The 24,984-nt window shown below is 33.3% G+C and carries 25 protein-coding genes and 1 tRNA gene; 7 read left to right on the top strand and 19 right to left on the bottom strand.

What is annotated here, in order from left to right; translation table 11 throughout:
* Positions 1–7: 7 nt before the first annotated feature.
* From BELBA_RS16530 to BELBA_RS16510, 5 genes are all read right to left on the bottom strand, one after another.
* Positions 8–1,396 (bottom strand): NFACT RNA binding domain-containing protein, encoded by a 1,389-nt coding sequence (locus BELBA_RS16530; protein WP_245531090.1) that lies wholly within the window; start codon positions 1,394–1,396, stop codon positions 8–10.
* Between the two features lie 173 nt (positions 1,397–1,569).
* Positions 1,570–2,337, bottom strand: a complete 768-nt coding sequence (locus tag BELBA_RS16525; protein ID WP_014773820.1) for an MBL fold metallo-hydrolase — start codon at positions 2,335–2,337, stop codon at positions 1,570–1,572.
* A complete protein-coding gene (locus BELBA_RS16520) occupies positions 2,334–2,612 on the bottom strand; it encodes a hypothetical protein (protein WP_014773819.1) in 279 nt (92 codons plus the stop codon). Before BELBA_RS16520 ends, BELBA_RS16525 begins: the two co-directional genes overlap by 4 nt.
* Before the next feature lie 16 nt (positions 2,613–2,628).
* Positions 2,629–3,006 carry a response regulator gene (locus BELBA_RS16515; RefSeq protein WP_014773818.1) on the bottom strand — a complete coding sequence of 126 codons (378 nt, stop codon included), beginning with the start codon at positions 3,004–3,006 and terminating at the stop codon, positions 2,629–2,631.
* Entirely contained in the window at positions 3,003–3,755 is a 753-nt protein-coding gene (locus BELBA_RS16510; RefSeq protein WP_014773817.1) for a response regulator, read from the bottom strand. The genes BELBA_RS16515 and BELBA_RS16510 overlap by 4 nt, the downstream gene beginning before the upstream one ends.
* Before the next feature lie 55 nt (positions 3,756–3,810).
* Between BELBA_RS16510 and miaA the strand changes: the two genes are divergently transcribed.
* On the top strand, positions 3,811–4,719 hold the full coding sequence (gene miaA, locus BELBA_RS16505) for a tRNA (adenosine(37)-N6)-dimethylallyltransferase MiaA (RefSeq protein ID WP_014773816.1): 909 nt from the start codon (positions 3,811–3,813) through the stop codon (positions 4,717–4,719).
* On the opposite strand, the gene BELBA_RS16500 is transcribed toward miaA, so the two are convergent.
* From BELBA_RS16500 to BELBA_RS16490, 3 genes are all read right to left on the bottom strand, one after another.
* On the bottom strand, positions 4,707–5,063 hold the full coding sequence (locus tag BELBA_RS16500) for a hypothetical protein (RefSeq protein WP_014773815.1): 357 nt from the start codon (positions 5,061–5,063) through the stop codon (positions 4,707–4,709). The two genes, miaA and BELBA_RS16500, sit on opposite strands and share 13 nt — an antisense overlap.
* A 7-nt stretch (positions 5,064–5,070) precedes the next feature.
* Positions 5,071–6,045 carry a 6-phosphofructokinase gene (pfkA, locus tag BELBA_RS16495; protein ID WP_014773814.1) on the bottom strand — a complete coding sequence of 325 codons (975 nt, stop codon included), beginning with the start codon at positions 6,043–6,045 and terminating at the stop codon, positions 5,071–5,073.
* Between the two features lie 159 nt (positions 6,046–6,204).
* Positions 6,205–6,555, bottom strand: coding sequence for a single-stranded DNA-binding protein (locus BELBA_RS16490; RefSeq protein WP_014773813.1), 351 nt, complete (start codon positions 6,553–6,555; stop codon positions 6,205–6,207).
* 327 nt (positions 6,556–6,882) lie between these two features.
* Between BELBA_RS16490 and BELBA_RS16485 the strand changes: the two genes are divergently transcribed.
* The 5 genes from BELBA_RS16485 to BELBA_RS16465 all read left to right on the top strand — a co-directional run bounded on the left by BELBA_RS16485 (position 6,883) and on the right by BELBA_RS16465 (position 10,646).
* Positions 6,883–7,821 (top strand): 2-hydroxyacid dehydrogenase, encoded by a 939-nt coding sequence (locus BELBA_RS16485; protein ID WP_014773812.1) that lies wholly within the window; start codon positions 6,883–6,885, stop codon positions 7,819–7,821.
* Positions 7,822–8,054: 233 nt separating this feature from the next.
* Positions 8,055–8,279: a hypothetical protein gene (locus BELBA_RS16480; protein WP_014773811.1), complete on the top strand. Its 225-nt coding sequence runs from the start codon at positions 8,055–8,057 to the stop codon at positions 8,277–8,279.
* 215 nt (positions 8,280–8,494) lie between these two features.
* Complete coding sequence (locus tag BELBA_RS16475) at positions 8,495–9,433, top strand: hypothetical protein (protein ID WP_157466114.1); 939 nt, start codon at positions 8,495–8,497, stop codon at positions 9,431–9,433.
* 289 nt (positions 9,434–9,722) lie between these two features.
* On the top strand, positions 9,723–10,196 hold the full coding sequence (greA, locus tag BELBA_RS16470) for a transcription elongation factor GreA (protein WP_014773809.1): 474 nt from the start codon (positions 9,723–9,725) through the stop codon (positions 10,194–10,196).
* Positions 10,197–10,244: 48 nt separating this feature from the next.
* Complete coding sequence (locus tag BELBA_RS16465) at positions 10,245–10,646, top strand: HIT family protein (protein ID WP_014773808.1); 402 nt, start codon at positions 10,245–10,247, stop codon at positions 10,644–10,646.
* A 6-nt stretch (positions 10,647–10,652) separates the two neighbouring features.
* On the opposite strand, the gene kdsB is transcribed toward BELBA_RS16465, so the two are convergent.
* The 5 genes from kdsB to BELBA_RS16440 form a co-directional block, all read right to left on the bottom strand.
* On the bottom strand, positions 10,653–11,390 hold the full coding sequence (gene kdsB, locus BELBA_RS16460) for a 3-deoxy-manno-octulosonate cytidylyltransferase (protein WP_014773807.1): 738 nt from the start codon (positions 11,388–11,390) through the stop codon (positions 10,653–10,655).
* Positions 11,391–11,394: 4 nt separating this feature from the next.
* Positions 11,395–13,860: a GumC family protein gene (locus BELBA_RS16455; protein ID WP_014773806.1), complete on the bottom strand. Its 2,466-nt coding sequence runs from the start codon at positions 13,858–13,860 to the stop codon at positions 11,395–11,397.
* A gap of 3 nt (positions 13,861–13,863) precedes the next feature.
* Positions 13,864–14,682, bottom strand: a complete 819-nt coding sequence (locus BELBA_RS16450; RefSeq protein ID WP_014773805.1) for a polysaccharide biosynthesis/export family protein — start codon at positions 14,680–14,682, stop codon at positions 13,864–13,866.
* A gap of 499 nt (positions 14,683–15,181) precedes the next feature.
* On the bottom strand, positions 15,182–16,294 hold the full coding sequence (locus BELBA_RS16445; RefSeq protein WP_014773804.1) for a site-2 protease family protein: 1,113 nt from the start codon (positions 16,292–16,294) through the stop codon (positions 15,182–15,184).
* The gene (locus tag BELBA_RS16440; protein WP_014773803.1) at positions 16,284–16,916 is read right to left on the bottom strand and encodes an HAD family hydrolase; all 633 of its coding nucleotides are present in this window, start codon (positions 16,914–16,916) and stop codon (positions 16,284–16,286) included. Before BELBA_RS16440 ends, BELBA_RS16445 begins: the two co-directional genes overlap by 11 nt.
* 198 nt (positions 16,917–17,114) lie before the next feature.
* Between BELBA_RS16440 and BELBA_RS16435 the strand changes: the two genes are divergently transcribed.
* Positions 17,115–17,188, top strand: a tRNA-Ile gene (locus tag BELBA_RS16435).
* Between the two features lie 128 nt (positions 17,189–17,316).
* Here the strand turns inward: BELBA_RS16435 and BELBA_RS16430 are convergent.
* From BELBA_RS16430 to BELBA_RS16405, 6 genes are all read right to left on the bottom strand, one after another.
* Positions 17,317–17,619, bottom strand: a complete 303-nt coding sequence (locus tag BELBA_RS16430) for a rhodanese-like domain-containing protein (RefSeq protein ID WP_014773802.1) — start codon at positions 17,617–17,619, stop codon at positions 17,317–17,319.
* Positions 17,620–17,623: 4 nt separating this feature from the next.
* Positions 17,624–19,459 (bottom strand): T9SS type A sorting domain-containing protein, encoded by a 1,836-nt coding sequence (locus BELBA_RS16425; RefSeq protein ID WP_014773801.1) that lies wholly within the window; start codon positions 19,457–19,459, stop codon positions 17,624–17,626.
* Positions 19,459–20,232, bottom strand: coding sequence for a PASTA domain-containing protein (locus tag BELBA_RS16420; RefSeq protein WP_014773800.1), 774 nt, complete (start codon positions 20,230–20,232; stop codon positions 19,459–19,461). The genes BELBA_RS16425 and BELBA_RS16420 overlap by 1 nt, the downstream gene beginning before the upstream one ends.
* Before the next feature lie 68 nt (positions 20,233–20,300).
* Complete coding sequence (locus BELBA_RS16415) at positions 20,301–23,219, bottom strand: T9SS-dependent choice-of-anchor J family protein (protein WP_245531089.1); 2,919 nt, start codon at positions 23,217–23,219, stop codon at positions 20,301–20,303.
* A 166-nt stretch (positions 23,220–23,385) separates the two neighbouring features.
* On the bottom strand, positions 23,386–23,628 hold the full coding sequence (locus tag BELBA_RS16410; RefSeq protein WP_014773798.1) for a NifU family protein: 243 nt from the start codon (positions 23,626–23,628) through the stop codon (positions 23,386–23,388).
* A 150-nt stretch (positions 23,629–23,778) separates the two neighbouring features.
* On the bottom strand, positions 23,779–24,873 hold the full coding sequence (locus tag BELBA_RS16405; RefSeq protein ID WP_014773797.1) for an Mrp/NBP35 family ATP-binding protein: 1,095 nt from the start codon (positions 24,871–24,873) through the stop codon (positions 23,779–23,781).
* Positions 24,874–24,984: the final 111 nt, after the last annotated feature.

The following is a 24,984-nucleotide window of genomic DNA, read 5'->3' as shown; positions in this document are numbered from 1 at the left end:
GCTTTTTCTATTCTCTTGGTCCTACAGGAGGCACTATTACTACACTTTCTTTGTCCACCATTACAGCACCTGCTGGAGATCCCTTTACTTTTCTGACAAACTTTACAGGCGTGTACATGACTGCTGCCAATGTTTCACTTTTGTTTTTTGAATAGTATGCAGCAAGTTCTGCAGCTCTTTCGATGACAGTTTTTGGAAAGTTTATTCCTGACTTATGCTTGATAATTACATGCGATCCAGAAACATCCTTAGCATGAAGCCATAAGTCTTCTTTCCAAGCGAAATATCTCAGCATTTCATCATTTGATTTTGCTGATTTCCCAACCAAAACCTCAAACCCTTCAACATCAAATCTTTTGAAAGGAATTTGTTCTTGCTTATCTTTTTCTTGAGCAATTAAGTTGTGTTCTTTGACAAATGCTTTTAAAGTTCTGAAGTCGGTAACACCTTTAAGTTGTTCAATTAAAGTTTCTGTTTTAGCAAGAAGATTTTCTTTATCTTCTAAATTTTGATACAATTGATCAATCTCAATCTTTCTATTTTTGGACTTTCGGTAAAGATTTTCAGCAAAAAGCTGAGGACTAACCCCTCTTTTAAGTTTGACGAGTTGATCTTGGTTGGTATAAAAATTAAAAAGTGTTACTTCTTCAGCATTTCTTTCTATCTGATGAAGATTTGCCATTATCACATCAGCTAATTGGGCAGGAGAAATATCTGATTCAAGACTTTGAAGCTTTTCAGCAGTTTTTTGAATGTAGTTACTTGATTTTTTTTTCTGATCTTCGAAAGTCTTAAACCAATGTTGTTTTTCTCTTTGAAAAGCTTGTATAACAACAATATATCTAAAAAGTGTATTGACTGCGATAATAGGATCATCAGTTTGTAAAACTGATTTTTCTTCTGGTAAAAGACTTAAATAATGATCTTTTCCTTTTTCAACAATTGAAAAAAGTGGCGAATCTAACATATCTAAAAGCTCTTCTAACAAGGTCCACTTCTCTTCGATAGTAGTTTCGATATAACCTTTTTCTTTGAGCCATTCCCTAGGTATTTTGCCTAAAGTTGGAAGGAATTTAGATGCATTTCCTTCTAAAGCCAAAAAGTTGCTTTTGCTCAAATCTAAATCTTTTGCTAGCTCTGCCTGACGAATATTCCAATCATCTCTTAGTTCATTTCTGAAAATTTTATATGGTAGTTCCTCACTACCTTTATAAAAAAGTATGTTGCTTCTTGTTCCATGAAGTTTAAATATTATCCTGTCACCACTTTCCAAATAAATGACAAATGCTCTCTCGAAAGAAATTGGTTTTACTTGACTGATCTTTTGACCGATTAAATCTGGGAAAAGGGAAACGGTATTTCTTTTTCCTCTTTTGAAATCATCTGGAAAACTCAAGCATGAGATACTTGGTAGGAGATTAGCTTGAATGTATAGATTTGTTTTATCTAGACTTAAGCCAAATATCAGCTCATCCTTGTTTTGAGAAAAGCATTCAACTATTTCTGCGCCTAGAAAGCGAGTCTCTAAGGCGGGGCAAAGAAATTTTAAGAAATGGTAATTGAAATGCATTATGCAATATCCACTTTTAAGCCATCATAAGCTAACTTAATATGGGCTGGTAAATTCGCTTCAACTTCGCCATGTGCTCCCAATTTGTGACTAATATGCGTAAAAAAAGCTTTTTCAGGTTTAAGAAAATTAACCATTTCTATTGCTTCTTCAAGAGTGAAATGCGAAATATGATGACTGGCTTGAAGTGCATTTAGGACCAGAATTTTGGTTCCTTTAATTTTCTCTAATTCCTCTTTTGCTATTGTTTTGGCATCCGTGATGTAGGTAAAATCTCCTGTTCTAAACCCTAAGACTGGTAATCTGTAATGCATTACCTCAATGGGCGTGATAGGTATGCCTTCAACTTCGAAAGGATTAGCTTTGGAAATTTCATGAGTCAATACCTTTGGGACACCAGGGTACTTTACTTCTTCAAAAATGTAAGCAAACTCTCTTTTGATTTGGCTAAGCACTTTTTTTGTAGCAAAAACAGGCATATCTTTTTTTTGCATAAAATTATATGGCCTGATATCATCCAATCCAGCAGTATGATCTTTATGTTCATGGGTAAAAATAACCGCATCCACATGGTTGATTTTTTCTCGTAGCATCTGCATTCTGAAATCTGGACCAGTATCTATAACTAGACTTTTTCCTTCAATTTCTAAATGAATGGAACTTCTAAGTCTTTTGTCTCTGAAATCTAATGAAGAACAAACTACACAATCACAACCTATCACAGGTACGCCTTGGGATGTTCCGGTTCCTAAAAATGTTACTTTCAAAGTTTTAATTCAATTTGTTGAAGTTCACCTAAGAAGTCTTGGCTTTTTTTATCTTTAAAATTTTTCGGGTTGAATTGAAGCTCTTTTATGATGTCTATCAAAGTATTAATCTTTCCTTCTAGAGTATAATATTTATTGATGATGACCACTCTATTTTCTTTCAAGATACAATATCCAGACTTAAAGCTGCCCTTTTCATATCTTAAGATATATTCGGAAGAAGCAAACAGGTTTTCTAATTTATCAAGAAAGGTTTTTGTGTACTTTAAAACCATAAATCGAAACTATTACTCAGCTCAAATGTTTTTTCACAGTTGCCAAAAGGTGATCATAATCAAGCGGTTTTTGAACATAATCGTTCAAACCTGCTTTTTTGAAATCATCAAGGGTGTAATTTTTGTAATTTCCAGTGATGGCAATAATTGGTACCTGAGATTTCTTTTCATCATCAAGCATCCTAATGGCTTTTGTGCATGCAATACCATCCATGACGGGCATGTTGATATCCATGAGTATCAAGTCGAAATCTTCATGGGTAAGCTTATCAAGGACTTGCTGTCCATTTTTTACTGCAGTAATGTGATATTTTTCAAACATCAACACATTTTTTGTTAAATTGATGATTATTGAGCTATCCTCTGCTACCAACACTTTTTTATTTTCGTTCATGAATTGAAGGCTTGAATGGTTTTTATGTGTTTTTTAAATGATGCTATTAGTTTCACCAAAGTTAAATATTCTTTTAATGTATTATCAAAAATGTTATTTTTTATGTTTTTTTCAAACTGTTTGACGGAATTAAAAATCTTCATTGCTCCAAGTGTTCCTGAATTCCCTTTTATAATATGAAGTTTATCTCCTATTCCTTTGATTTTTTCGGTATGTATCAATGGCTCTATCTCTGAAAGTAAAGATTCTGCTTCTTCGATGAATTCATCATACACCAACTTTATATTTTCAGGTGAATTGTACTTTAAAAGTTGTAGAAGTATTTTAGTATCTAATTCTAAATCTACGATTTCATCTTGTTCTTTGATTAATGGTAGTGCAGCTTTCTTTTCAATTTGATTCGAAATAGTTTCTAAAAAAGTCTTAGGTTTTATAGGTTTAGATATGAAATCATCAAATCCTGTAGAAAGAAAATATTCTCTATCATTTTGATCAGCATATGCAGAAATAGCGATTATAGGACATGATGCGATCTGATCTCTCTTGATTATTTCTAAAGCTGAGATTCCATCCATAACGGGCATTTGAATATCCATTAAAACCAGATCAAATTGATTTGATTTTAATTTTTCTATTGCCGCTTTTCCATTCTCAGCAATATCAAATATGTAAACTTGTCCAATAATGTGCTCGAAAACTCGTCTATTAAGAGCATTATCGTCCACGATTAAAACCTTTTTGCTTTTCATTGACAATTATTGGTAATTTTACTTTTGGTTAAGAATTAATTTACAAAACATATCTGTGAAGCAAAATAAATATCTAATTGTAATAGCTGGACCAACTGGTGTGGGAAAAACTGATTTATGCATAAATTTAGCTAAAATATTTAATACAGAAATAATTTCTTCAGATAGCAGACAATTTTTTAGAGAAACTGATTTAGGAACGGCAAAACCAACAAATTTACAATTGAAAAAGGCTCCTCATCATTTTATAAATTCACTTTCAATTCATGATAATTATGATGTCAAACAATTTGAAAATGATGTTTTGAATCTGCTGGAAGATCGTTTCCAAATTCATGAGCTTATAATTATGACTGGAGGTTCAGGACTTTATATTGATGCAGTTTGTAATGGTTTAGACGAAATTCCAGAAATTGATCCTGCAATTAGAGAAAAAGTCATTGAAGAATATCAACTTAAAGGACTAGGATTTTTACAAGAAGAAGTGAGTAAAATAGATCCGCTGTATTTTGAAAGCGTTGATAAGAACAATCCTCAAAGGTTGATGAGAGCACTTGAAGTTTTTCTTGGTACTGGCAAACCATTCAGCAGTTTTCGTCAGAAGAAAAGGGCGAAAAGAAATTTTCAAATTATAAAAATCGGTCTTGAGCGAGCGCGTGAGGAACTTTACAAAAGAATAGATTTGAGAATGGATTTGATGGTACAAGAGGGACTTTTTGATGAAGCGAAATCCTTGTTTACATTTCGACACCTTAATGCATTACAAACAGTAGGTTACTCTGAAATATTCAGGTATTTAGAAGGCGAATATGATCAAGAAGAAGCTGTCAGGTTGTTGAAAAGGAACTCAAGGAGGTATGCAAAACGACAACTGACTTGGTTTAAGAAGGATCCTGAATGGACATGGTTTCACCCAGAACAACTAGAAGAAATTAAATCTTTTGTTCAAAATCAAATTGCTTGAAAGCCCATTAGTTTTGCTATGAAACTATACGGCTTTTTGGCAATAAATAAATTATGCTGTGATTGTATTATTTTAGCTTGTTGAAAAGGTTTTCTAACTTCAATATCAAATTGGAGTAAGTCTTCGGTATTTAACTTTGACTTTGCTTCCAAGAATTTTTTTCTTAGCTCTTCAAAACCTTTCTTTCCATCTTTTTTTTCAAGGTTGTATTTTTCTAATCCTTTCCAAGTCAGTTGACAGAATTGAGAAAACTGTGATCTTTTGGATTTTATACCTTGACTGACGACTAAGATAAAAAGCAGGACTGAACCACCTAAAGTAATAAATATTGGAATAAAGCCCATTTTTAAATTAAATACTTAAAATTTCAATTAATTTAAGATGATCACTTTTGATTGGTTTAGTTTTACCTATACAATCTTCAAATGAAGTATAGGTTACATCACCATTTACAATTCCAGCCATGCAATTGGATTGACCATTCATCAACCCCTCTACAGCAGCCATACCGCATCGAGAAGCTAAGACGCGATCTCTTGCTGTTGGGTTTCCTCCTCTTTGAATATGACCAAGGGTTGTAACTTTAAATTCTTTATCCTCATCATTGACTTTTTTCTTTACTTGATCCATGATTACTTCAGCATTTCCTTCATCATCTCCCTCAGCTACGACGATGATGCTAGATGATTTTGATTTTCTAAGGTTTTTTAATGATTTCACAACCTTCTTAAGGTCTGTTTCAGTTTCAGGTACCATCACAAACTCTGCGCCGCCACCAATTCCGCATTCAACTGCTATGTATCCGCTATCCCTTCCCATTACTTCTACAAAGAATATTCTGTCATGAGCAGCTGCGGTATCTCTAATTTTATCTATCGCTTCTAAGGCGGTATTTACAGCAGTATCGAAACCAATAGTATAATCTGTACCAAAAATATCATTATCAATAGTCCCTGGACATCCAACAGTAGGGATGCCAAATTCTTCAAAGAATATTTTTGCACCTGTAAAAGTACCGTCTCCACCAATGGCCACAATCCCATCAATTTCTAGAGCTTTTAGTTGTTCATAGGCTTTTTTTCTTCCCTCTTTGGTCATGAATTCCTCACTTCTCGCAGATTTCAAAATAGTGCCCCCCCTTTGGATGATATTACTGACAGAATGTGATTGCATTTTTTTTATATTTCCTGAAATCATACCATCATATCCATATGTGATTCCATAAACTTCTAATCCGTGAAAAATTGCTGTGCGTACTACAGCCCTGATACAAGCATTCATGCCCGGCGCATCGCCTCCGGAAGTAAAAACTGCAATTTTTTTCATTGTTGTTAATAGGTTTTTCGAATTCCAAAAATACTCATATTTATAAGTCTTTGATATCGAAAAATGAAAAAGTTTAAAGAACTTAGAAGAATGTAGATATTTAATGATTAAAAAATCGTGGGAATGTTGAATTTTGAAATTCTACATTCCCATTTTTGATTAAGAGTTTGAAGCGACTTTTTCACCAAGAAGCAAAATTTCATCTGCGATTACCTCAGTAATATATTTTTTGTTGCCTTCCTTATCTTCATAGCTTCTGCTGCTTAATCTACCAACGATTCCGATTTCAGAACCTTTATCGGTGTACTTTTCTAGTATTGTCGCTGCACCATCCCATGCAGTTACATAATGCCAAGTAGTTTCCTCTACTTTTTCCCCTTTAGCATTTCTGTAATTTTCATTAGTGGCTAAGCGAATGTTTGCCTTTACTTTGCCACTATCAAAATGATTGATTTCTGCTTTGGCTCCTAATCTACCGATCAGCTGAACCCTGTTTTTGATTCCACTCATGTCTTTAGAATTTGGTTAGAAATTAAAAAAAACGATTCATTATGAATACAATTAATAAATCAGTACTATTTACTTAATTATTTTTTTTCTCAAGAATTATAAACGTTTATATACGACAGAGAGGATTTTTTTTAATCTTAGTACAACGTAAGTTTCATTTTATTTCGTTGGTTTAAATAATTAATAAGAATTGATAATTTTGGTGATACAATTCTCACTGTAGTATGATACTTTTGATTTTTCCTCGAAATACTATATTTGTTAGCTCATATTAGTTGTTGTTTTGGACAAAGACAATAAAAAAACTTAATCATTTCAATCAATAAAATGTCTCAAAAAAACAGAATCCTTATCATAGATGAAATGCATCCCTCTATAATTCCATTATTAGAAAAGGAAGGGTTTGAGGTGGATTATAGGCCTGAGATTAAGAGGGGTGAAATCTTGGAAATTATTGCAACTTATTCGGGTTTGATCATCCGATCCAAAACACCAATGGATAAGGAACTTTTAGAAAAAGCGAGCGACTTAAAATTTATCGGAAGGGCAGGAGCAGGCTTGGATCAGATTGATTTATCATACTTAGAAGAAAGAAACATCAAGCTTTTCAATGCTCCTGAAGGAAACAGGGATGCAGTAGGAGAGCATGCGATTGGGGGGCTGTTGGCTTTATTTAATCATATTAACAAAGCAGATCAAGAAGTCCGAAATGGTATTTGGGATAGGGAAGGAAACAGAGGAGAGGAATTGGCAGGAAAGACTGTAGGAGTCTTTGGATTTGGAAACATGGGGCAAGCTTTTGCCCGGAAACTCCTTGGATTCGATGTCAAACTCCTTGCTTATGATAAATATAAAAAGGGTTTTGGTTCTGCATTTGTAAAAGAATGTTCTTTTGAAAAAATACAGCAAGAAGCAGATATTCTTAGTATTCATGTACCACTCACTGTAGAGACTAGAAATTATTTCACCTTGGATTTGTTAAAAAGTTTTTCAAAACCCATTTACTTGATCAATACTGCTAGAGGAGAAGTGATTTCCTTTGAAACATTGAATTTGGCTCTTGATCAAGGTATTCTTCGAGGGGCTGTTTTGGATGTTTTGGAAAATGAAAAGTTCAAGAACTTCTCAGCCGTTCAAAAAGGAGAATTTGATAACTTGGCAGCTAGACCAAATGTACTTTTCAGTCCGCATATCGCTGGATGGACATTTCAATCTTACGAAAAAATCAATCAAGTTTTGGTGGAGAAAATTAGAGTAGATATTTAATTCTTAAATTGAAGATATCAGTTACTTTCTAAACTTTTAGCCAATTTAAAGGAGAGTGGATTTTAGTAATGTATTTTGTAGAAGTTTGATGTTTAATCATTTGTATTTTCAAACTAGTTATAAAAAAAAATCAACTAAAAACTTGCTTCTTTCTTTCTTTCTTTCTTGTGAAAGACTTATTTAGTGGCCACTTTTAAGTTTTTAATCAATTATTTAACATTAATTTTAGAATTATGAAAAAGTTATCATTAGTATTCTTATTTACAGTTATAAGTTTAGCTGGCTATCCTTGTAGTGGGATATGGTATTCATGTGGGGATTATGATGATTTAATTGATGATGCAATTGCTAATTGTTGCGCTGAGTCTGGCTTTACTATTATTGATTGTGATAAGGGGAGTATGTTTGTAAGTATCACAGAAGATGGACCTAATGCAAGTTGTATTGCTCCAGAATGATGAAGTTATATTATCTAAGTTATCTTTTGATATTTAATCTAGCCTGTACCAATCAAAAAAATGAAAGAGTACAGGCTGGATATACTATTGATCTAGAGGAAGGTAAAGTCAATTTTTCGAATACTTACTTATCTTCAGACGTTGGATTCATTCATGGTCAATCTATAGATAGCAAAAAACTATTGATTTTTAACCAGTTTAACTGGAAATTGGAAATGATTGACTTTGAATCACTGGTAGTTGAAGAAGTTTTACAACTGGATCAAGATGGGCCTTCAAGTGTTTTTTCTCCTACACATATTGTTGATACAGAAAAGTATTGGCTTTTTTTTGATCAATTTAACTATGCAAGAATCAATAAATTTAATCATCAAGTTGAGAAATGGAGTCTCAAAAAAAGTAAAGATAGAGATTGGGAAATTGCCTTTTCAGATTTAGAGTTTTTAAAAGAAGTATTCACTTTATCTAATAATTCAGAGCTGGATGAAAATGGAACGGAGACTGTTTGGGTATTGTCACAAGATATGCGTAGTGACAAATTGAGATTTTTACATTTTGATTTTGTCGAGGTGGAGTTTCAAGTTTTACCGAGCCCGTGGGAAAGTGATTTGATAGAAGATCATATTATTAAAGTAGACCTTGGAGGGGCTAGTTTACGAAACCAATTTTCACCAATGATACTACCTATTCAAAATAAATTTATAACTACTTACAGCTTTAAAAATCAAATTGATGTTTATGATAAAAACAGTGGAGAATTATTATTTAAAGAATTATTCCAAAGTACTTTATTTAAAAACGAAAAAGAAAGACCAATAAGTAACCTCAATGATCAGCAAAGAGGATTTGATAAAGAAAATATTTTTGATTGGAACTTAGATGTTGAGTTTAGTCAACTTTATTATTTAAAAGAAATTGATAAATATATTCGGTTAATCAGGTCTGAGACAGAGGGAAGCATCAAAAGAGGGTTTAAAGTATTTCTTTCAATTTATGATTCCGAAATGAATTTAGATTATGAACTGTCTTTAAGTGAAATAAATGAAGATTTATCTTTCGAGCATTATTTTGTTAATAATCATCTCTACATCAAAGCTTCAAATAATGAAAGTGAAGATAAATTGAAGTTTTACAAACTTAAAATAGAGCATTAAAGACTTTTAATTCTGGCTTTCTATCAAATTTCATTATTTCGGTAGTCCATATGTCACCATAATGGATGCTCGGGTTGTATTCAGAAAGGTTTTGAATTTGTCCAGAATTAATACAAAGAACTTGAAGAAATTATAGGTACTTGTCCAAAAGATGAAAAGTAGAATATAATTGCTTTGTCAATCCAATATTTATATCTTTGCATCATACATAGCGCAAATGCATAGGAGAAACGGTTTCAACAACGAGACCGTTCTTTTATTTTTCATAGCCATAGTAAAATTTAAGAAAATGGGAACTATACAGTATTACACAGAAGAAGGTCTGAAGAAATTGAAGGATGAACTTCAAGAACTTAAAACCAAAGGAAGACAGGATATAGCCAAGCAAATAGCTGAGGCTAGAGACAAAGGAGACTTAAGCGAAAATGCCGAATATGATGCTGCAAAAGATGCTCAAGGACTTTTGGAATTAAAAATAGCCAAACTTGAAGCTGTAGTAGGTAATGCTAGAGTGATGGATAGCTCAAAAATGGATGCCTCTAAAGTGGGTATTCTTAGCACCGTGAAAATCAAGAATGTTAAAAATGGCATGACTGTAACCTACACTCTAGTTTCTGAAGAAGAGGCTGACCTCAAAGCTGGAAAGATTTCCTTGGCTTCTCCTTTTGGTAAAGGTCTTAATGGAAAAGCTGTTGGAGATATTGCACAAATAAATGCTCCAGCAGGTGTTCTGGAATTCGAAATATTAGATATTTCATATTAATGTTATTTATCCCGATGGTAATCCCTCGGGATTTTTTATTTTTGGACTATGGCATCAATCTTTACAAAAATCATCAATAGAGAAATCCCGGCTGAAATCATTGCTGAGGATGAAAACTTCATAGCTTTCTTAGACATAATGCCTTTGGTCAAAGGACATGTGCTCGTAGTTCCCAAGCAGGAAGTTGATTATATTTTTAATCTCGAAGATGAGGTTTTAACTGGTCTCCATATATTCGCTAAAAAAGTAGCGAAAGCAATAGATAAAACCATCAAGTGTACCCGTGTTGGTGTAGCAGTAATTGGTCTAGAAGTTCCCCACGTTCATATCCACCTAGTTCCGCTCAGGACAATGGATGATATCAATTTTACACGCCCCAAGCTCAAATTAACTTCAGAAGAATTAAAAGAAATAGGGGATAGGATAAGGAAAGGGATACCAGTTCAATAATGATAATCAGCTTCTTTTGTTTTTCAAAAAATTTCTTGCTTGTTCTAGATCCTGAATTGTATCTATAGATATCGCTTGATGAGATGTTTGAACCATTCTGATTTTACTCCCATTTTCAAGAATACGCAACTGCTCAAGCATTTCACTTTTTTCAAGTTGTGACTTTTCCCATTTCGTAAATTGTAAAAGAAAATCTTTCTTGTAACCGTAAATGCCCATATGTTTCCAATACTTCACATTTTGCTTCTTGTCCCTATCATAAGGTATAAGTGACCGGCTAAAGTATAGGGCATTATAGTTATGGTCAAAGACAACCTTTACAGCATTTGGGTTTTTTGCCTCTTCTTCTGATATTTCAAACATTAAAGATGCTACCTGAACGTCATTACTTTTAAATGCTTCAATTAATCTTAGTAACGTTTCTTTATCTAAGAAGGGTTCATCACCTTGAATATTTATAATTAAGTCACAATCTAGATCTACTGCTGCTTCAGCAATTCTATCGGAGCCACTTTCATGATTTTGTGAACTTAAAAACACTTCTCCTCCGAGTTCTACAATTTGGGTTTGTATTGTTTTATGATCAGTTGCTATAATTATTCTATCAAAAATTCCAATTTCTTGAGCACTCAAAAATGTTGTTTGTATAACTGAGAAACCACAAAGGTCTTGAATCAATTTAGCATGTAGTCTTGTCGACGCAAAACGTGCTGGAATTAAAGCAGCAATCTTGATTTTTTTCATGTGTCTACCTTCTAAACGCTTTAAAGATTTTAGTTTTTAGAGCTTTAAGTCCCTTTCTACTTTTTTTGAAAGTTCTTTTTTTCTCTTCAAGATCTTCTCCATAATAATTATACATATACTTATTATTCTGTGAATATAAATAAGTGTTCCCATAGCCATAATTATATCCTTCATAGTAGTAACCTGAATCAGCTATTCCATTAAATACACCATAGACATTATTTACTTGCTTATTGTTGAAGAGGTCATTGATCATTACTAGATGGTCTTTGAGTGTATAATTCTGTCTGACCACATATAAATTAAGATCAAATAAACGCATCAAATCAATAGTCTCAGACACTAATCCAAGAGGAGGTGTGTCAAAAATTACAATGTCAAATTGCTCTTCCAAATATTTAATGAAATCTTTTAATTTTTGTGTTTGAAGTAATTCTGCTGGGTTTGGAGGAATAATGCCAGATGGTACAAAGTATAGATTTTCATGAATTGAAGGAACGATAATTTCGTTTTCTGATGCTTTGCCTATTAGAAAAGTAGAAAGTCCTTTTTTATCTTTGTGATTAAAGTAAGAACCTAATTTTGGTCTTCTTAAATCTGCTCCAACCACAATTGTTTTTTTACCCCCTAAAGCCATCACAGATGCTAAATTTAGTGATGTGAATGTTTTACCTTCACCGGAAACGCTAGATGTAACTAAGATTTTTTTAGATTTTTTATCAGAAGCGATATAGTTTATAGCTGATCGAAGTGATCTAAATGATTCTGAAACAGCTGACTTTGGATGTTCTAGTACAACCATATTCGTGTCTTTTTGACTATATCCAATTATTCCAAGTTGAGGAATCATGAAATTCTTTTTAAGGTCTCTTTGATCTCTTATTCTATTATCAAATACATCTCGTAAAGCAAAGAAACCAAATGGAATGAAAAAACCTAGTGCTATTGCTAAAAGGTAATTGTTTTTCTTTTTTGGAAATACTAAGTAACCAAGTTTGGCATAATCAAGTATTGCGTTGTCAGAAACATTAGACGCTTTAGCTATACCAGCTTCCGCTCTTTTTTCCAGTAAATAAGTGTATAAATTTTCTCGTAATCGATATTCCCTAAAAATACTAGCATACCGAGATTCTGATTCAGGAAGTTCAGCAAATTGATCATCATATGTGTCTATATTTCGAGCCATTAATGCTCGTTTCTTTTCAGTGTTTTCAATCAGATTAACAATATTTTCAAAAAGAGCATCCTGAATTTTAGCCATCTGAACATCTATTTTTTCAATCTCAGGATGAATTTCATTTACTGAAGCCAAGAGTTTTCTTCGATCTTGTGAAAGAGACACGAGATTTTGAATCAACCCATTTAGTAAAGGGTCTGGAATACCTACCACTGATGGTGCAATCACTTGAGTGAAATCCTTACTTTTTTGTTCCATATAAGACTTTATAGAACGATAATAAGATAATTCAAAGTCTAAAGATTGTGCTTCATCATCTAATCTATTTATTCTGCTAAGTATATCTGAAAACTCAGCAGTTACATTAATCATTTTATTTTCTACTTTAAAATTTTGGAGTTCTCGTTCTTTCTTTTTTAAAGAGTCTTCTAAAAATCCTAACTGCTCTTCGATGAATTTTAATGTATTTTCTGTGTTCCTATTTTTTTCTCTCAATTCATAATCGAGATAAGATTCCATCAATGCATTAATGTAGTCTCTTCCTTTTTCAACAACGGTAGTTGTCATTCTAATTTCTAAAACCGTAGCGGCTGAATTAACCAAACTAATTCCCACTGCCTTTGACATGCGCTCTTCAAGAGAATTTGGGCTTTTTAGATTAAATATCACAATGTCTCCAACTCTTCCAGGATTGACTAAATGCACTTTGAATTTGGATCTACTTGTTTCGATTTCTTCACCAAACTTAAAGATTGTATTAAAAAGTTGTTCATCACTCTGCGCTATTGCTGGCGTGAAATCAAAAAAACCAGGAGATTCAGGCATTATCTTAAATGAATTTTCACTTAAGATTTCCAACTGCAAGGGAGTCTCTTGTAGCTGCATATGATCCCAATCAACTTCAATCCTAATTGGGCTGCTGTTGTATAATTCAATTGATTTGATGTTGGTTTTTGCAAAATACTCAACGTCAAAATGTAATTTAGCCAATGCTTCTCTTGCTAAATTTTTTGATGAAATCATCAAAATATCATTATCAAGATTATTTTGACCTGAAAAAATCGCAGATCGATCTAGAATTCTAGTTTCAGGTTTATTATTTCCTCTAATCACAATGGTGCCAGATACAGAATATTGATCAACAGTGTATCTATGAAAAATATATGTGCCAGTTAACAATACTACTATTAATAAAAGATACCATGGCCAAAATTTAATGTACCTAGCAATGACATATTTTATCTCTAATGCTTTTTCTTCATTATCTAACTGGCTTAAATCTAATTTTTCCATTTCTTAAAAATTCCCTCTTAATAAACCAAATATTAATAATCCTGAAGCTAAAAAGGTGCCGAACAACTGAAGCCCCGAGGCTAAGTTATCACTATTTCCAAGTTGTCTGATTTTCATAGGTTCTAAATATAAAATGTCATTATTTTGTATAAAAAAATAGGGAGATGCTAATAGAGCGCGATCATGTAAATTGATTTGATGAATCTTAGTTCCACCGTCATACTGTCGAATAATAAATAGTCGATTCCTTTTAGCTAAAATATTTGACTCACCCGATGCAGCCAATGCATCAAATATTGTCGCACGGTTTCTTAGAATTACTTTGGTCCCAGAAGATCCAAACTCCCCAAGCGTGGTGTATCGAATACCAGCCACTCTCAATTTAACAAATACATCTTCTTTAAAATATTCATTTATAGCTACTTGAACCTTGTCCTTTGCCTCCTCCTCCGTAAGGCTTGCAATCTTTATTTTTCCAAGTTTTGGTAACTCTATAAAACCTTGTTCATCAATTGTGTAACCGGTAAAAAAAAACATGTCGCCTCCGCCACCAGCACCTCCCATTATTCCACCTCCTCGCATATTTCTTGATCCTTGAAACTCAAAAGCTTCTGTTAATTCAGAATCAGAACTTGCAAAATCAATATCAACAATATCGAACGCTTGAAGAATATACTTATAGTCAACATTAGCATAAGGAATAAACTCGTCTAAACCAATCTCTTCATTTCCTGGAAGATTTTGTAAATAAGTGATCCTTTTATTGCTGATACAGGAACTCAATAGAATTAATATTAGAAAGAAGTAAGCCGTACTCTTCATATTTTTTAGTAAACTTAATAACAATCAAATATAAAAAAATAAACGACAGGTTATAAAATTGCTATGTTTATCATAGACGTTTTTAAAATACGTTTTTTTTAATGCTGTTCTTGCTAAGCAATATCCGTATTTGGTTTTTGAATACTTCTTGACATGCATTTATATTTTTTTGCCAAAGGCAGTTCAAGCTAAATGCTTCATGTGACTTTTAATAGAGCTGATGCAGAGTAGGGAATTATTTATAGCAATTATTTAAGAATCTAATTATACAAAATTAAACCTGTGTGTTATTTATCACAAATAATCTTGCGGATAATTGTGAATTGTCGACAGCTAACAGATCATAGAAATTCAAATATAGCATTTTAGATTTTTTAAAGTGGCTACTAGTGTAAAAGTGGATATACATTTCAATTAATATGCTCAAACCTAAATCGCAATGGAAATAATCAATAATATCTTCCAAGGCTGACTCAATAATTTTCTGCTCCAAATAAATCTATTCAAAAATAAAAGGCTGTGGAGTAAAGCAAAGTATAAAAATGATTATAGCTATCCAACCTATGATTTTTCTTTTTCCATTAAGCTTTTTAGTCCCTTTTACTTCAGGGTGTGAAAGCCCCATGACTCTACCTAATAAAAAAGCAAAAAACAACCACTCTGAATATCCTTGAATGTTTGGAAGCAAGAAAACTAATAAATATTGAATTGAAGCAATAAGAAGGACTATCACCCATTTGTTTTGCTCTGATATTTCAGCTTTTCTAAAACAAATATATAGAAAACCTATGTAAAGTGGAATTGTCCACATAAGTGTCTCAATAGGTTCAAAAGGACTGAGTAACCCTAAGCCAGCATAAGATACGAACCCAATATAAGTGGCCAAAGATACCCATTTATGATGCCTTGGGAACAATCCAAATACTACATGACCACCGTCAAGTTGGCTAATTGGTAAAAGATTGAGAGCAGTAAAAAAAAGTGCTAAATACCCTGCAAATAAATACGGATAATGAATGATTTCTGACATATTGGGCATTTTTTCAGGATCCGCTAAGCTCTTTTCAAAGATAAAAAACAGCAAATTATAACCCATTTCTAAGTTTTGATACCCATCATCTTCGCTATGCTTAAAATTTGGGTCTAAATATTCGGGGTGTATTTCATAAATGTAATCTGCCTCTGGAAGGTTGATAAATCCATATACAAGCACAAAAATGGCGATGATAAATCCAGCTATTGGACCAGCAACTCCAATATCAAAGAACTTTTTTCTGCTATTGATATAGCTTTTCATTTGAATAATGGCACCAAAAGTTCCAATCGAAGGAGAACCAAGAAATCCTAACCAGGCTGGGATAAAGTAGGGGAGTGATGATTTTACTTTGTAATGAATAGCAGTCAATAAATGCCCCATTTCATGGAACAATAGGATTCCAATAAAAGGGATAGAGAAATGAAGTGACTTGATAAAATACTCTTTGGTTAGAAAATTATCACTTTCACCTAAGATGCTTTTACCGTAAAGCCATTCTCCTCCAGCCAAAGTAGTGGCTATTAGAGTTAAAATAAAAAGCAATGTATGTATTAGATATTCTTTTTTAGTATACATTTTCAAAAAAGTTAAGAAGTGCATTTGGGTGATCTATAATTTGAGTTTGATATCCAACTTTCTGAGCTCCTGCTATGTTCTCTTGTAAGTCATCAAAAAATAAAATTTTTTCTGGAGATGTATTGAGCCTTTTAGAGACTTCTTCATATACTTCCATATCTGGTTTTGCCATATGAAGTTCGTGGCTGAAGTAAACTTGATCAAAGAGTGGATGTAGGGATGAAATATCATGCTCAAGTTTTAGAATATCATTCAATTTTTTTATGTGAAGTTCATTGGTATTACTTAAAACAGCCAATCCAAAATCCTTTCTCAATTTTCTAATCAGTTGAATTCTTTCTCTTGGAATATCTTTCAAGAGACTATTCCAGATGTTGTCAATTTGGTCATCAGACCATCCTTCATTAAAGTGATTTCTAACAGCAGATCTAAATTCTTTTGTAGAAATATGTCCTCTTTCATATTGTTTGTGAAATTGACTTGGAAAAAAAGAATTGGGGAGCCGATTTTTTTCTTTAGGAAGGATTTTATTTAACTCATTGATTGTAAACTGGTAATCTATATTGATAATTACGTTGCCTAAATCAAACAACAAAAAATCTATATTTTTAATACTTTTCATGAAGGTCTAAGTTGTAAATTTAAGTTCAAATATGTAACATTGCATTCCCATTTGCAAGATGCTTCGATTTAAAAATAATCTTAGTTTTCTTTTGTTTTAGGAGTACTGCACTGTAGTTAGTTAGGGCTTCTATTTCCCCTGATAGCTTTAGGGACAGTAGGATTAAGGATTATAAAATTGAAATATAGTATTTAAATAGGGCCTATAGCTCAGTTGGTTAGAGCTTCTGACTCATAATCAGGAGGTCCCTGGTTCGAGCCCAGGTGGGCCCACAAAGCCGAGGAGTTTTCCTCGGTTTTTTTATTTTAAGAGTAGGAAATCGTACTTGACAAAAATTCAAAAAAAAAGGACACTATAAATTAATGTCCTTTTTTTCTTTTTTGATTAAAATGGAAGGTTTTTAATCTTCAAGTTCCCTATAAGCATTTATTCCGCCTAATACATTTCTTACTTTAGTATATCCTTTTGTTTCTAAAAATTTCTTTGCATTACCACTCCTCGCTCCAGATCTGCAATGGATAATTAGTTCTTGATTTTTATACTGATCAAGCTCCCCCAATTGATGAGGAAGCGTTCCCAATGGAATGTTAAGGGCACCAAGATTATCTTCTTCATATTCCCATTCTTCTCTTACATCTACAAAAGCAAACTTTTCTTGCTTATCAATTCTTTCTTTTAATTCTTCAACTGTTATATCTTCCATTTCTTTATTTAACTAAGATTCTATATGATTTTGGTTTTCCTTGTTTCAATACATTGATTAAATACAAGCCTCGCATTGATCCTGTAAAATTAAGAATTTTACCATTACTGACTTCTTCTATTGGAATTTTTATTGATCTTCCGAAGGGATCAATAAGACTGATCAATTCAAAATCCCCACTTATTTTTAAAATATCAACGGTTGGATTTGGATATAATAAGAGTTCGTTTTTGTCGTCTGCACTAGATTCTTCAATAGGAGGGGTTTCACTTAGGTGAGGTCTAATCATTAACGAACCAGCTACTAATTCATTTTGCTGCCAAGAACCAGCTACATTATAATAGATTTCGGTACCGTTATCTCTTGTTTTATCTAAACCTATATAGATAAATTCATTAGTGAATTGAGTAAATCCAATATAGAACTCATCACCTAAAAGTATATTTTGATCTATTTCAAAATATACAAAATCTTCTAAATTCTCCTTACTTGGTATCAAGGCTTCTTTCACATAAATAGGATTTGAATTTAGGTCGTTCCAAACCATGATATCAATACCCCTTCCGAATTGGTTGAAATTAGTAAAGTTTATACTAATTCCTTTTAGATAGGCATTTTGAGTTTTTTCATATCGAACGGCTAACATTCCAGATCTTTGGTTGATCCCTGCGGAATAATCAATGTTACCATCATCATATGCAAAAAAATCTCTCAGTGGAATTGTTGTCCTAGCAGTATCATTTTTTCTTAGATCAATTTCTGGAAAAAAGATGCTATCACCTTCTATTATTTGAAATAAAGAGCCATCGCCTGAGCTAAGGTATGTTACCAATTCCCAATCAATCTCTTCTTCAGGTAGCTGCAAATCATTAATTACAGCACTTTCAAAAGTTCTTCTTTCTAATGCCAAAGGTACAGGGTTAAAAGGAGTATTGTTATTGACTTTGAATATGATTTCTTGACTTTCTTTTTCTCTAAATTCAATGGTAAATTCCATTGCTCTGAATCTATTCTCAAGATTATTGAACTCGTTATTAGTTGATGTAAAGTATAGCTCAGGAGATGATTTTAATTCAAACAATGGGATTGCAGAATATTTTAAAAATGCTGGTGCATTTAGCCGAGTAAGTGTTCTGTCAAAGAAATTTTGACTGCCTTCAACCCTATTTTTATTTAAGTAAACATAATCTATCAACCAACTGTCAAATGGACCGGATGCTCTTCCTCTAATTTGGAATCTAAATTGAAAGGAATCATGATGAAACATTTCATCAACTTTGATATTTTCTTGTGTGAAAGAAAACTGTTCTGCTTCTAATTCACCAAACTGATTCCAAACATCAACCCAATCTCCAGTTTCATTCAAAAACTGAAGAGCTATTTGGTCATTTACATCAGGTATTTCAGCTTTTCCTCCTGCTTGCCAGTAAAAACTAAGGAATACAGTTTCTTTTTCTAAATCATTTAATGTAGATAAGTCTATTGGTTTAGATGTGAGTTGATCTGTAATTCCTTGTGCAGTTGGTGTATTTTCATAAGGCCTTCCATTAGAAGCTACTCCGTCAAAAACAATCACCCCAAGGCTAGGAGGGAAGTTGCCCATTGAGAAAGAATGAGTAATCCCATCGGGTATCCAAAGTGCTGTATCTATACCATCTTTACTAAAATCATCCCAGAATGGGAGTGACAATATTTGATCTTCTAGTATTCTTCCTTGAAAAAGTCTGTTTGAAGTTTCGCTGATAGGAGTAGGAAGCTGTTGGAATTGGGCAAAAGACTCACTGATGCACAGCAAGAACATGCTGACAAAAAGTAAACCTATTGCCCAATTATTTTTCATTAAAAATCTCTTTGTTTTGCTATTTCTGAAATCCAAAGATCTATTGGCTCTCCTGTTTTGACCTCTGCACCAGCAGGAGGCAAATGTTGTACGATTGTGCCTTGAGGTACTGTATCGGTTGTTACATAATTGATTCTCCCCATTCGAAGACCTGATCCAATAATTAGAAACTCTGCATCAATCTCATCCATTCCAATTAAATTTGGAACATCTAGAATCTGATTTCCTAATCCATCACCCACAACCAAATCAATTTGAGATCCTTTTGGGATTTCAAATCCTTCAGGAATATTTCTACCTCTATACTTTTGTTCTAAAACTACATTAATTCCGATGTCTGGAACATATTTGATTTCTCCTCTAACCAAACCTATATTAGAAAGAATTTCCTGAACGTTTTTTAAAGGACTATTAACAAGATTTGGCATTTTAAGTAAAGGAGCATTTTTGGAATTTAAAGTTAAATAGATTTTTCTCCCAGACTTTACTTTATTTCCTGGTTTTGGATTTTGCTTTAGTACTGTAAAGGGCTTCAAGTCAGAATTGAACCCACTATCTATGTTGATCTCATATTTCAAATCTCGTGTACTTAAAAAGCTCTCTACTTCTTCAAAATCAAAACCTGTTACATCCGGAACGGATACAGTCTCGCCATGATTCGTGTAAGAGGGTAAAAATATCTTAAGAAAAGTAAAAGAAAGTAGGATTATTATTCCCAAAATTATCCCAATGTGAATCCCAACTTTTTTAATTGAATCTTTTATTTGGCTCATGCAGCGACTTTTTTAATAACTAACGGATAAAGGTAAAATTATATTCAAAATTATACCAATAAATGTGCCTAATGAATAATCAACTTTCTGGTCTCTGTAATAGAGTTGCTCGTAATCTTCACAATGAAGACTCCTTTCGAAAATAGATCGGTTGAGAAACTGTATGTTTGATTCAATGTGTTTGGATAATCAATATCTTGAACCACTGCGCCTGCTGAAGAAATAATTTGAATATTTACAGATTCATAGGTAGCAAAATTGAAAGCTATATTGAAGACTTCTCTGGCAGGGTTAGGGAATATGACCGTGTTTCCTAACCCTGGATCAATAGGCTCTGGGTTAGAGGAAAGATACAGCTCAATGTCATCAATGTAAACAGGATCATTCGAGGAATCTCCATTTTCCACAACAAAAGCAATTCTGATTTTATCTTTTCCTTGTCCTGAAAATTCATTTAAATTGATAAACTCTCTTCTAAATTCAGTTCTGTTGTTTGGATTGATTACTCCTGATCCTGTAGTATTGATTTCATTACCAACCATTCTCTCTAATTCAGAATAAGTTACACCCCCATCCTCACTTGCCATAACTTTGAATATTGTGCTTTGGGATTGGTTGCTTGCAGCAATGCTGTAAAAAACACTTGCTTGTCTGCTAATAGAAAGGTCGAAAACTGGAGAACCAAGCCAATTCATTTGATTAGAATTGTTACCCTCCAAAACAACTACATTATTTTGATTTTCGCTTTGAATTGGAATTGCCGTCCAACTGTTGCTATTAGAAATTGTATTGATACTTGACCAAGGTTGTAGATTAATAGAAAGGTTGAAATTTTGTCTCCAAGGTGCTCTGATTTCATTTTCATTTTTCTCAGTAAATCGAATTAACTCTGATTCATTTCCAGGATTTTGATCAAAGTTTGGAAAAAGTAAATTGTACTGAGACCTAGATACTCCTGTGGCCACAAGTGAGTTTGGAATTTCTACAGTAGTGGATTCACCTTCGGCTAACTGTTCTCCACGAGCGACAAAGCTCTGTAAACCACCATTATTTGTTCTTCTTTGCAATACAAAACTCTCAATCGGAAGATTTCCGGTATTCGTGATTTGTACAATTTCCGTAGTTTGAGAACCATCATGAATTGGTCCTGGACTAACTAGTTCATTTAAATCAATTCGATAATTGAAAATTTCTTCAGGAAGAATTTCTATGTCTTTGATGAAAATATTATTTCCATAGCCATTTTGAGTGATGAACGCTATTCTAATATTATCAAATTCAGAAAACTGAGATAGATTCAATATTTCTCTTCGGAATTGATTATTAGAGGTTGGAATAAATTCATTCTGCTGCGGTGAAGTTGTTTGCAAAAGATTGCTATCCTTATTATATGGAGCATTGATTATGTCAAATGTATTTCCACAGTCTGTAGAGACAGCTACATATAGAAAGTCCGAAATTCCTACCGCATCATATGGACTATGAGCCATATTAAAAGTCAATTGAGCATTTGGAAAATTATTTAGGTTTATTGATGGAGAGATAAAAAAGTCCTGTTGCCCCAATGCATCATATTCATAATGTCTTATCCATAAGACGTTTTGATTCTGACCAGAAATTGGAAGTGAGATATTTTCCCATGTGAAGCTATTGTCCGGATTCCTAACTAACCAATCATTATTTGCTTCACTAAGATTTAAAGAATAAGGAAGCGAAATTTCTGGTTGTAATACCGGTCTGCTCGTCAGGGCGTTATTTTCTAAATTGTCATCTACTGTTCCATTTACTTCAAGTATTCTGGCTTCAAATAAAGTTTGTCCATTACCCGGTATATTGATTGGGTTGAATGAGAGGATTGTAGATTCTCCTAAGGATAAATTCAGGTTGAAATTTCTAGTTTCAAGAATACTACCTCCAAATATTAATTGAATCCTAGTTGTGTTTATAATTTCCGATCCCCTGTTAATTACTTCCACTTGAGGAACACTAGTATTGCTACAAATCAAATCTTGAGGATTAATAATTTCATCAATTGATAAGTCTAAATTTGGAACGACAGGATCAACAGTTGCGAAATTATTAATCAAAGAACCTCTTCTTGGGCTAAACTCTAAAACTACATTCATTCTTCCAACTTGACCTTGTGTGAATAAATTCATACACGCATCAGGTGTGAAATCCATGTAGTTTTCAGTCATATCCCTGGATTCACAACTAAATCTTGGGTTATTAATACGACAATTATTGTTTGGAGTATCTTGATTTGGAGTGTCTTGTACAAAATCATCAACAGAACATCCATCTTGAGAAGCATTAGGATCGCCCCAGATATGCCTTAAACCTAAAAAATGCCCTACTTCGTGGGTGGCTGTTCTCCCTCTTGATCCAGATACAGCACTACCTCCACTTCCAAAATACCTATAATCAATAGTCACTCCATCAAGTTCTCTTGGACTCGGGGAAAAGTTCAAGCCTGGTAAGTCAGAAACTGGAAAAGTAGCATAGCCAATAAATGGCTGATTGATTGGGACAACCCAAATATTTAAATAATCTTCTGGTGGCCATGCTGAAATAGAAGAGATTAAAGCAGCATCATTTGGACTATATGTACTTTTTGATCCTTGAACTCTTACAATACCACTAGTTGGCAGTCCATTCGGATCTACTTTAGCAAGGACGAATTCAATATTTGCATCTGCCGCTACCGTCGAAAATTCAACTGGAGTAAGGTTTTGATCAGGATTTTGCCTTCTGAAATCTTCATTCAAGGAATTAATTTGTGAGGTTATTTGAGAAAGTGGAATATTTGCACCTTCTCCAATATTGGTTCCATTGTGTATGACATGAACAACAACTGGAATTACTCTTCTTTCATTTTGAATTCGACTTTGAATAGATGGTTTTTTTGATATTTCCTCAATCTTTCCAGACATCCATGATTCAAAGTAATCTTTACTACCATAAATGCCTAATGCTTCTTCCTGCATCTGTTCTAGATGTGATGAAGCACACTTTTCATCATGAATATGCTGAAAAGGTTTCCCGAAAAAGTTTTGTGAATATATGCTCGTACTAAAAAGTAAAAGGAAAATGGATAAGAAAATTCTTATCCATGATGTTTGAAATATCCTAACCATACTGTTCAAAGCTAATTTATGCTACTGCAACATTAATAGCTTCAACCCTAATGATTTCAGGAATAGCTCTTTTAATGGCTTCTTCAACTCCCGCCTTCAAAGTCATTGTTGACATTGGGCAAGAACTACAAGCACCTGTAAGTTCCAACCTTAAGACCATTTCATCGGTCAATTCAACTACCCTCACATTGCCCCCGTCAGCTTCTAAATAAGGTCTGATATTATCTAGTGCTTGTTCAATTTTATCATTCATCTCCATCTGTATAATCTATATTTTAATGCTTGGCATAATTATTAGTTATTTCATTTTAACTTCTAGAAATTAGATTTAAGTAAATCTTATTCCCTCAAGGAAGTATCTTAACTTTCAATTTTTCAACAGTTTATAGTAATTTTTAGACTATTGAATTTAACTATTGATATGTACTACTTCAGTTTTACTTTTTTCAGCATTCCTGATAGCCACTTGTCTTGCTACAGATTCAGCAAGTTCAGAAAACGCTTTCTGAGTAAGTCCTTCTTTAAATACGGCAGGATAACCGGTATCTCCACTTTCTCTTATACTTTGTATTATAGGAACCTCACCAAGAAATGGAACATTAAATTTTTCAGCCAATTTCCGACCTCCCTCTTTTCCAAAGATGTAATATTTGTTGTCAGGTAGCTCCACAGGCGTAAAATAAGCCATATTTTCGATAACACCTAAGATCGGTACATTAATCTGAGGTTGTTTAAACATTGTCAAACCTTTTGTAGCATCTGCCAAAGCAACCTTTTGTGGCGTTGTGACAATTACGGCGCCAGTCACCGGTATGGTTTGCACCATTGTCAAATGAATATCAGAAGTTCCTGGAGGTAAGTCTATTAATAAGTAATCTAATTCACCCCATTCTACATCTCCAATGAATTGCTTCAATGCTGAACTTGCCATTGGGCCTCTCCAAACCACAGCTGAGTCAGAAGGGGTTAGAAAACCTATAGACATCAATTTTACTCCATATTGCTCAATAGGTATGATGATGTTTTTTCCATCAATTTGCTTCACAGAAGGTTGCTCGCTTTCTACATTGAACATCGTAGGGACTGAAGGTCCAGAAATATCAGCATCGATTAAGCCAACCTTTGCACCTGATTTAGCTAGCGCCACGGCTAGATTACAAGCTGTAGTTGATTTTCCTACTCCACCTTTACCCGAAGCAATTGCGATTATATTTTTTACTTGAGGCAAAAGAGGAGTATTATCCCTTGTAGTTGTTACGCTAGAAGTCATAAAAATATCTAGATCTAAATCTTTTCCTAAAGCATTTTCTAAGGCATCGATACAATTGTTTTTGATAACTTCCTTTAAAGGACAAGCAGGAGTGGTTAAAACCACTTTAAAGCTTAGTTTATTTCCTTCAATTTCTATATTTTGGATCATCCCAAGTGTTACCAGATCCTTTTTTAGATCTGGATCTTCTACGGTAGAAAGCGCTTGGAGGACTTTTTCTTTAGTAAAGCTCATGAATTAAGTAGTCTGAATTTTGGTGCAAGTTAACTTATAATTGTTCTAAATAAAACCCGAACTTTTACTCTAATCAGAATTTTATTTGTCAAAGTTTTAACTTTTCAAACC

The organism is Belliella baltica DSM 15883, from assembly GCF_000265405.1.
Classification (GTDB): Bacteria; Bacteroidota; Bacteroidia; order Cytophagales; family Cyclobacteriaceae; genus Belliella; species Belliella baltica.
The sequence above is the reverse complement of the archived record's forward strand: the minus strand, read 5'-3'. Positions and strand labels throughout refer to the sequence as shown.

What these genes read in the sequence shown, in the direction of transcription:
- BELBA_RS16420 (WP_014773800.1), bottom strand. Translation starts at nt 20,232, where the DNA reads ATGAGCCAAATAAAAGATTCAATTAAAAAAGTTGGGATTCACATTGGG.
- BELBA_RS16480 (WP_014773811.1), top strand. Translation starts at nt 8,055, where the DNA reads ATGAAAAAGTTATCATTAGTATTCTTATTTACAGTTATAAGTTTAGCT.
- BELBA_RS16490 (WP_014773813.1), bottom strand. Translation starts at nt 6,555, where the DNA reads ATGAGTGGAATCAAAAACAGGGTTCAGCTGATCGGTAGATTAGGAGCC.
- BELBA_RS16410 (WP_014773798.1), bottom strand. Translation starts at nt 23,628, where the DNA reads ATGGAGATGAATGATAAAATTGAACAAGCACTAGATAATATCAGACCT.
- BELBA_RS16515 (WP_014773818.1), bottom strand. Translation starts at nt 3,006, where the DNA reads ATGAACGAAAATAAAAAAGTGTTGGTAGCAGAGGATAGCTCAATAATC.
- BELBA_RS16455 (WP_014773806.1), bottom strand. Translation starts at nt 13,860, where the DNA reads ATGGAAAAATTAGATTTAAGCCAGTTAGATAATGAAGAAAAAGCATTA.
- BELBA_RS16520 (WP_014773819.1), bottom strand. Translation starts at nt 2,612, where the DNA reads ATGGTTTTAAAGTACACAAAAACCTTTCTTGATAAATTAGAAAACCTG.
- BELBA_RS16465 (WP_014773808.1), top strand. Translation starts at nt 10,245, where the DNA reads ATGGCATCAATCTTTACAAAAATCATCAATAGAGAAATCCCGGCTGAA.
- pfkA (WP_014773814.1), bottom strand. Translation starts at nt 6,045, where the DNA reads ATGAAAAAAATTGCAGTTTTTACTTCCGGAGGCGATGCGCCGGGCATG.
- BELBA_RS16485 (WP_014773812.1), top strand. Translation starts at nt 6,883, where the DNA reads ATGTCTCAAAAAAACAGAATCCTTATCATAGATGAAATGCATCCCTCT.
- BELBA_RS16475 (WP_157466114.1), top strand. Translation starts at nt 8,495, where the DNA reads ATGATTGACTTTGAATCACTGGTAGTTGAAGAAGTTTTACAACTGGAT.
- greA (WP_014773809.1), top strand. Translation starts at nt 9,723, where the DNA reads ATGGGAACTATACAGTATTACACAGAAGAAGGTCTGAAGAAATTGAAG.
- BELBA_RS16500 (WP_014773815.1), bottom strand. Translation starts at nt 5,063, where the DNA reads ATGGGCTTTATTCCAATATTTATTACTTTAGGTGGTTCAGTCCTGCTT.
- BELBA_RS16450 (WP_014773805.1), bottom strand. Translation starts at nt 14,682, where the DNA reads ATGAAGAGTACGGCTTACTTCTTTCTAATATTAATTCTATTGAGTTCC.
- BELBA_RS16415 (WP_245531089.1), bottom strand. Translation starts at nt 23,219, where the DNA reads ATGCAGGAAGAAGCATTAGGCATTTATGGTAGTAAAGATTACTTTGAA.
- BELBA_RS16425 (WP_014773801.1), bottom strand. Translation starts at nt 19,459, where the DNA reads ATGAAAAATAATTGGGCAATAGGTTTACTTTTTGTCAGCATGTTCTTG.
- BELBA_RS16445 (WP_014773804.1), bottom strand. Translation starts at nt 16,294, where the DNA reads ATGTATACTAAAAAAGAATATCTAATACATACATTGCTTTTTATTTTA.
- BELBA_RS16430 (WP_014773802.1), bottom strand. Translation starts at nt 17,619, where the DNA reads ATGGAAGATATAACAGTTGAAGAATTAAAAGAAAGAATTGATAAGCAA.
- BELBA_RS16440 (WP_014773803.1), bottom strand. Translation starts at nt 16,916, where the DNA reads ATGAAAAGTATTAAAAATATAGATTTTTTGTTGTTTGATTTAGGCAAC.
- BELBA_RS16510 (WP_014773817.1), bottom strand. Translation starts at nt 3,755, where the DNA reads ATGAAAAGCAAAAAGGTTTTAATCGTGGACGATAATGCTCTTAATAGA.
- kdsB (WP_014773807.1), bottom strand. Translation starts at nt 11,390, where the DNA reads ATGAAAAAAATCAAGATTGCTGCTTTAATTCCAGCACGTTTTGCGTCG.
- BELBA_RS16405 (WP_014773797.1), bottom strand. Translation starts at nt 24,873, where the DNA reads ATGAGCTTTACTAAAGAAAAAGTCCTCCAAGCGCTTTCTACCGTAGAA.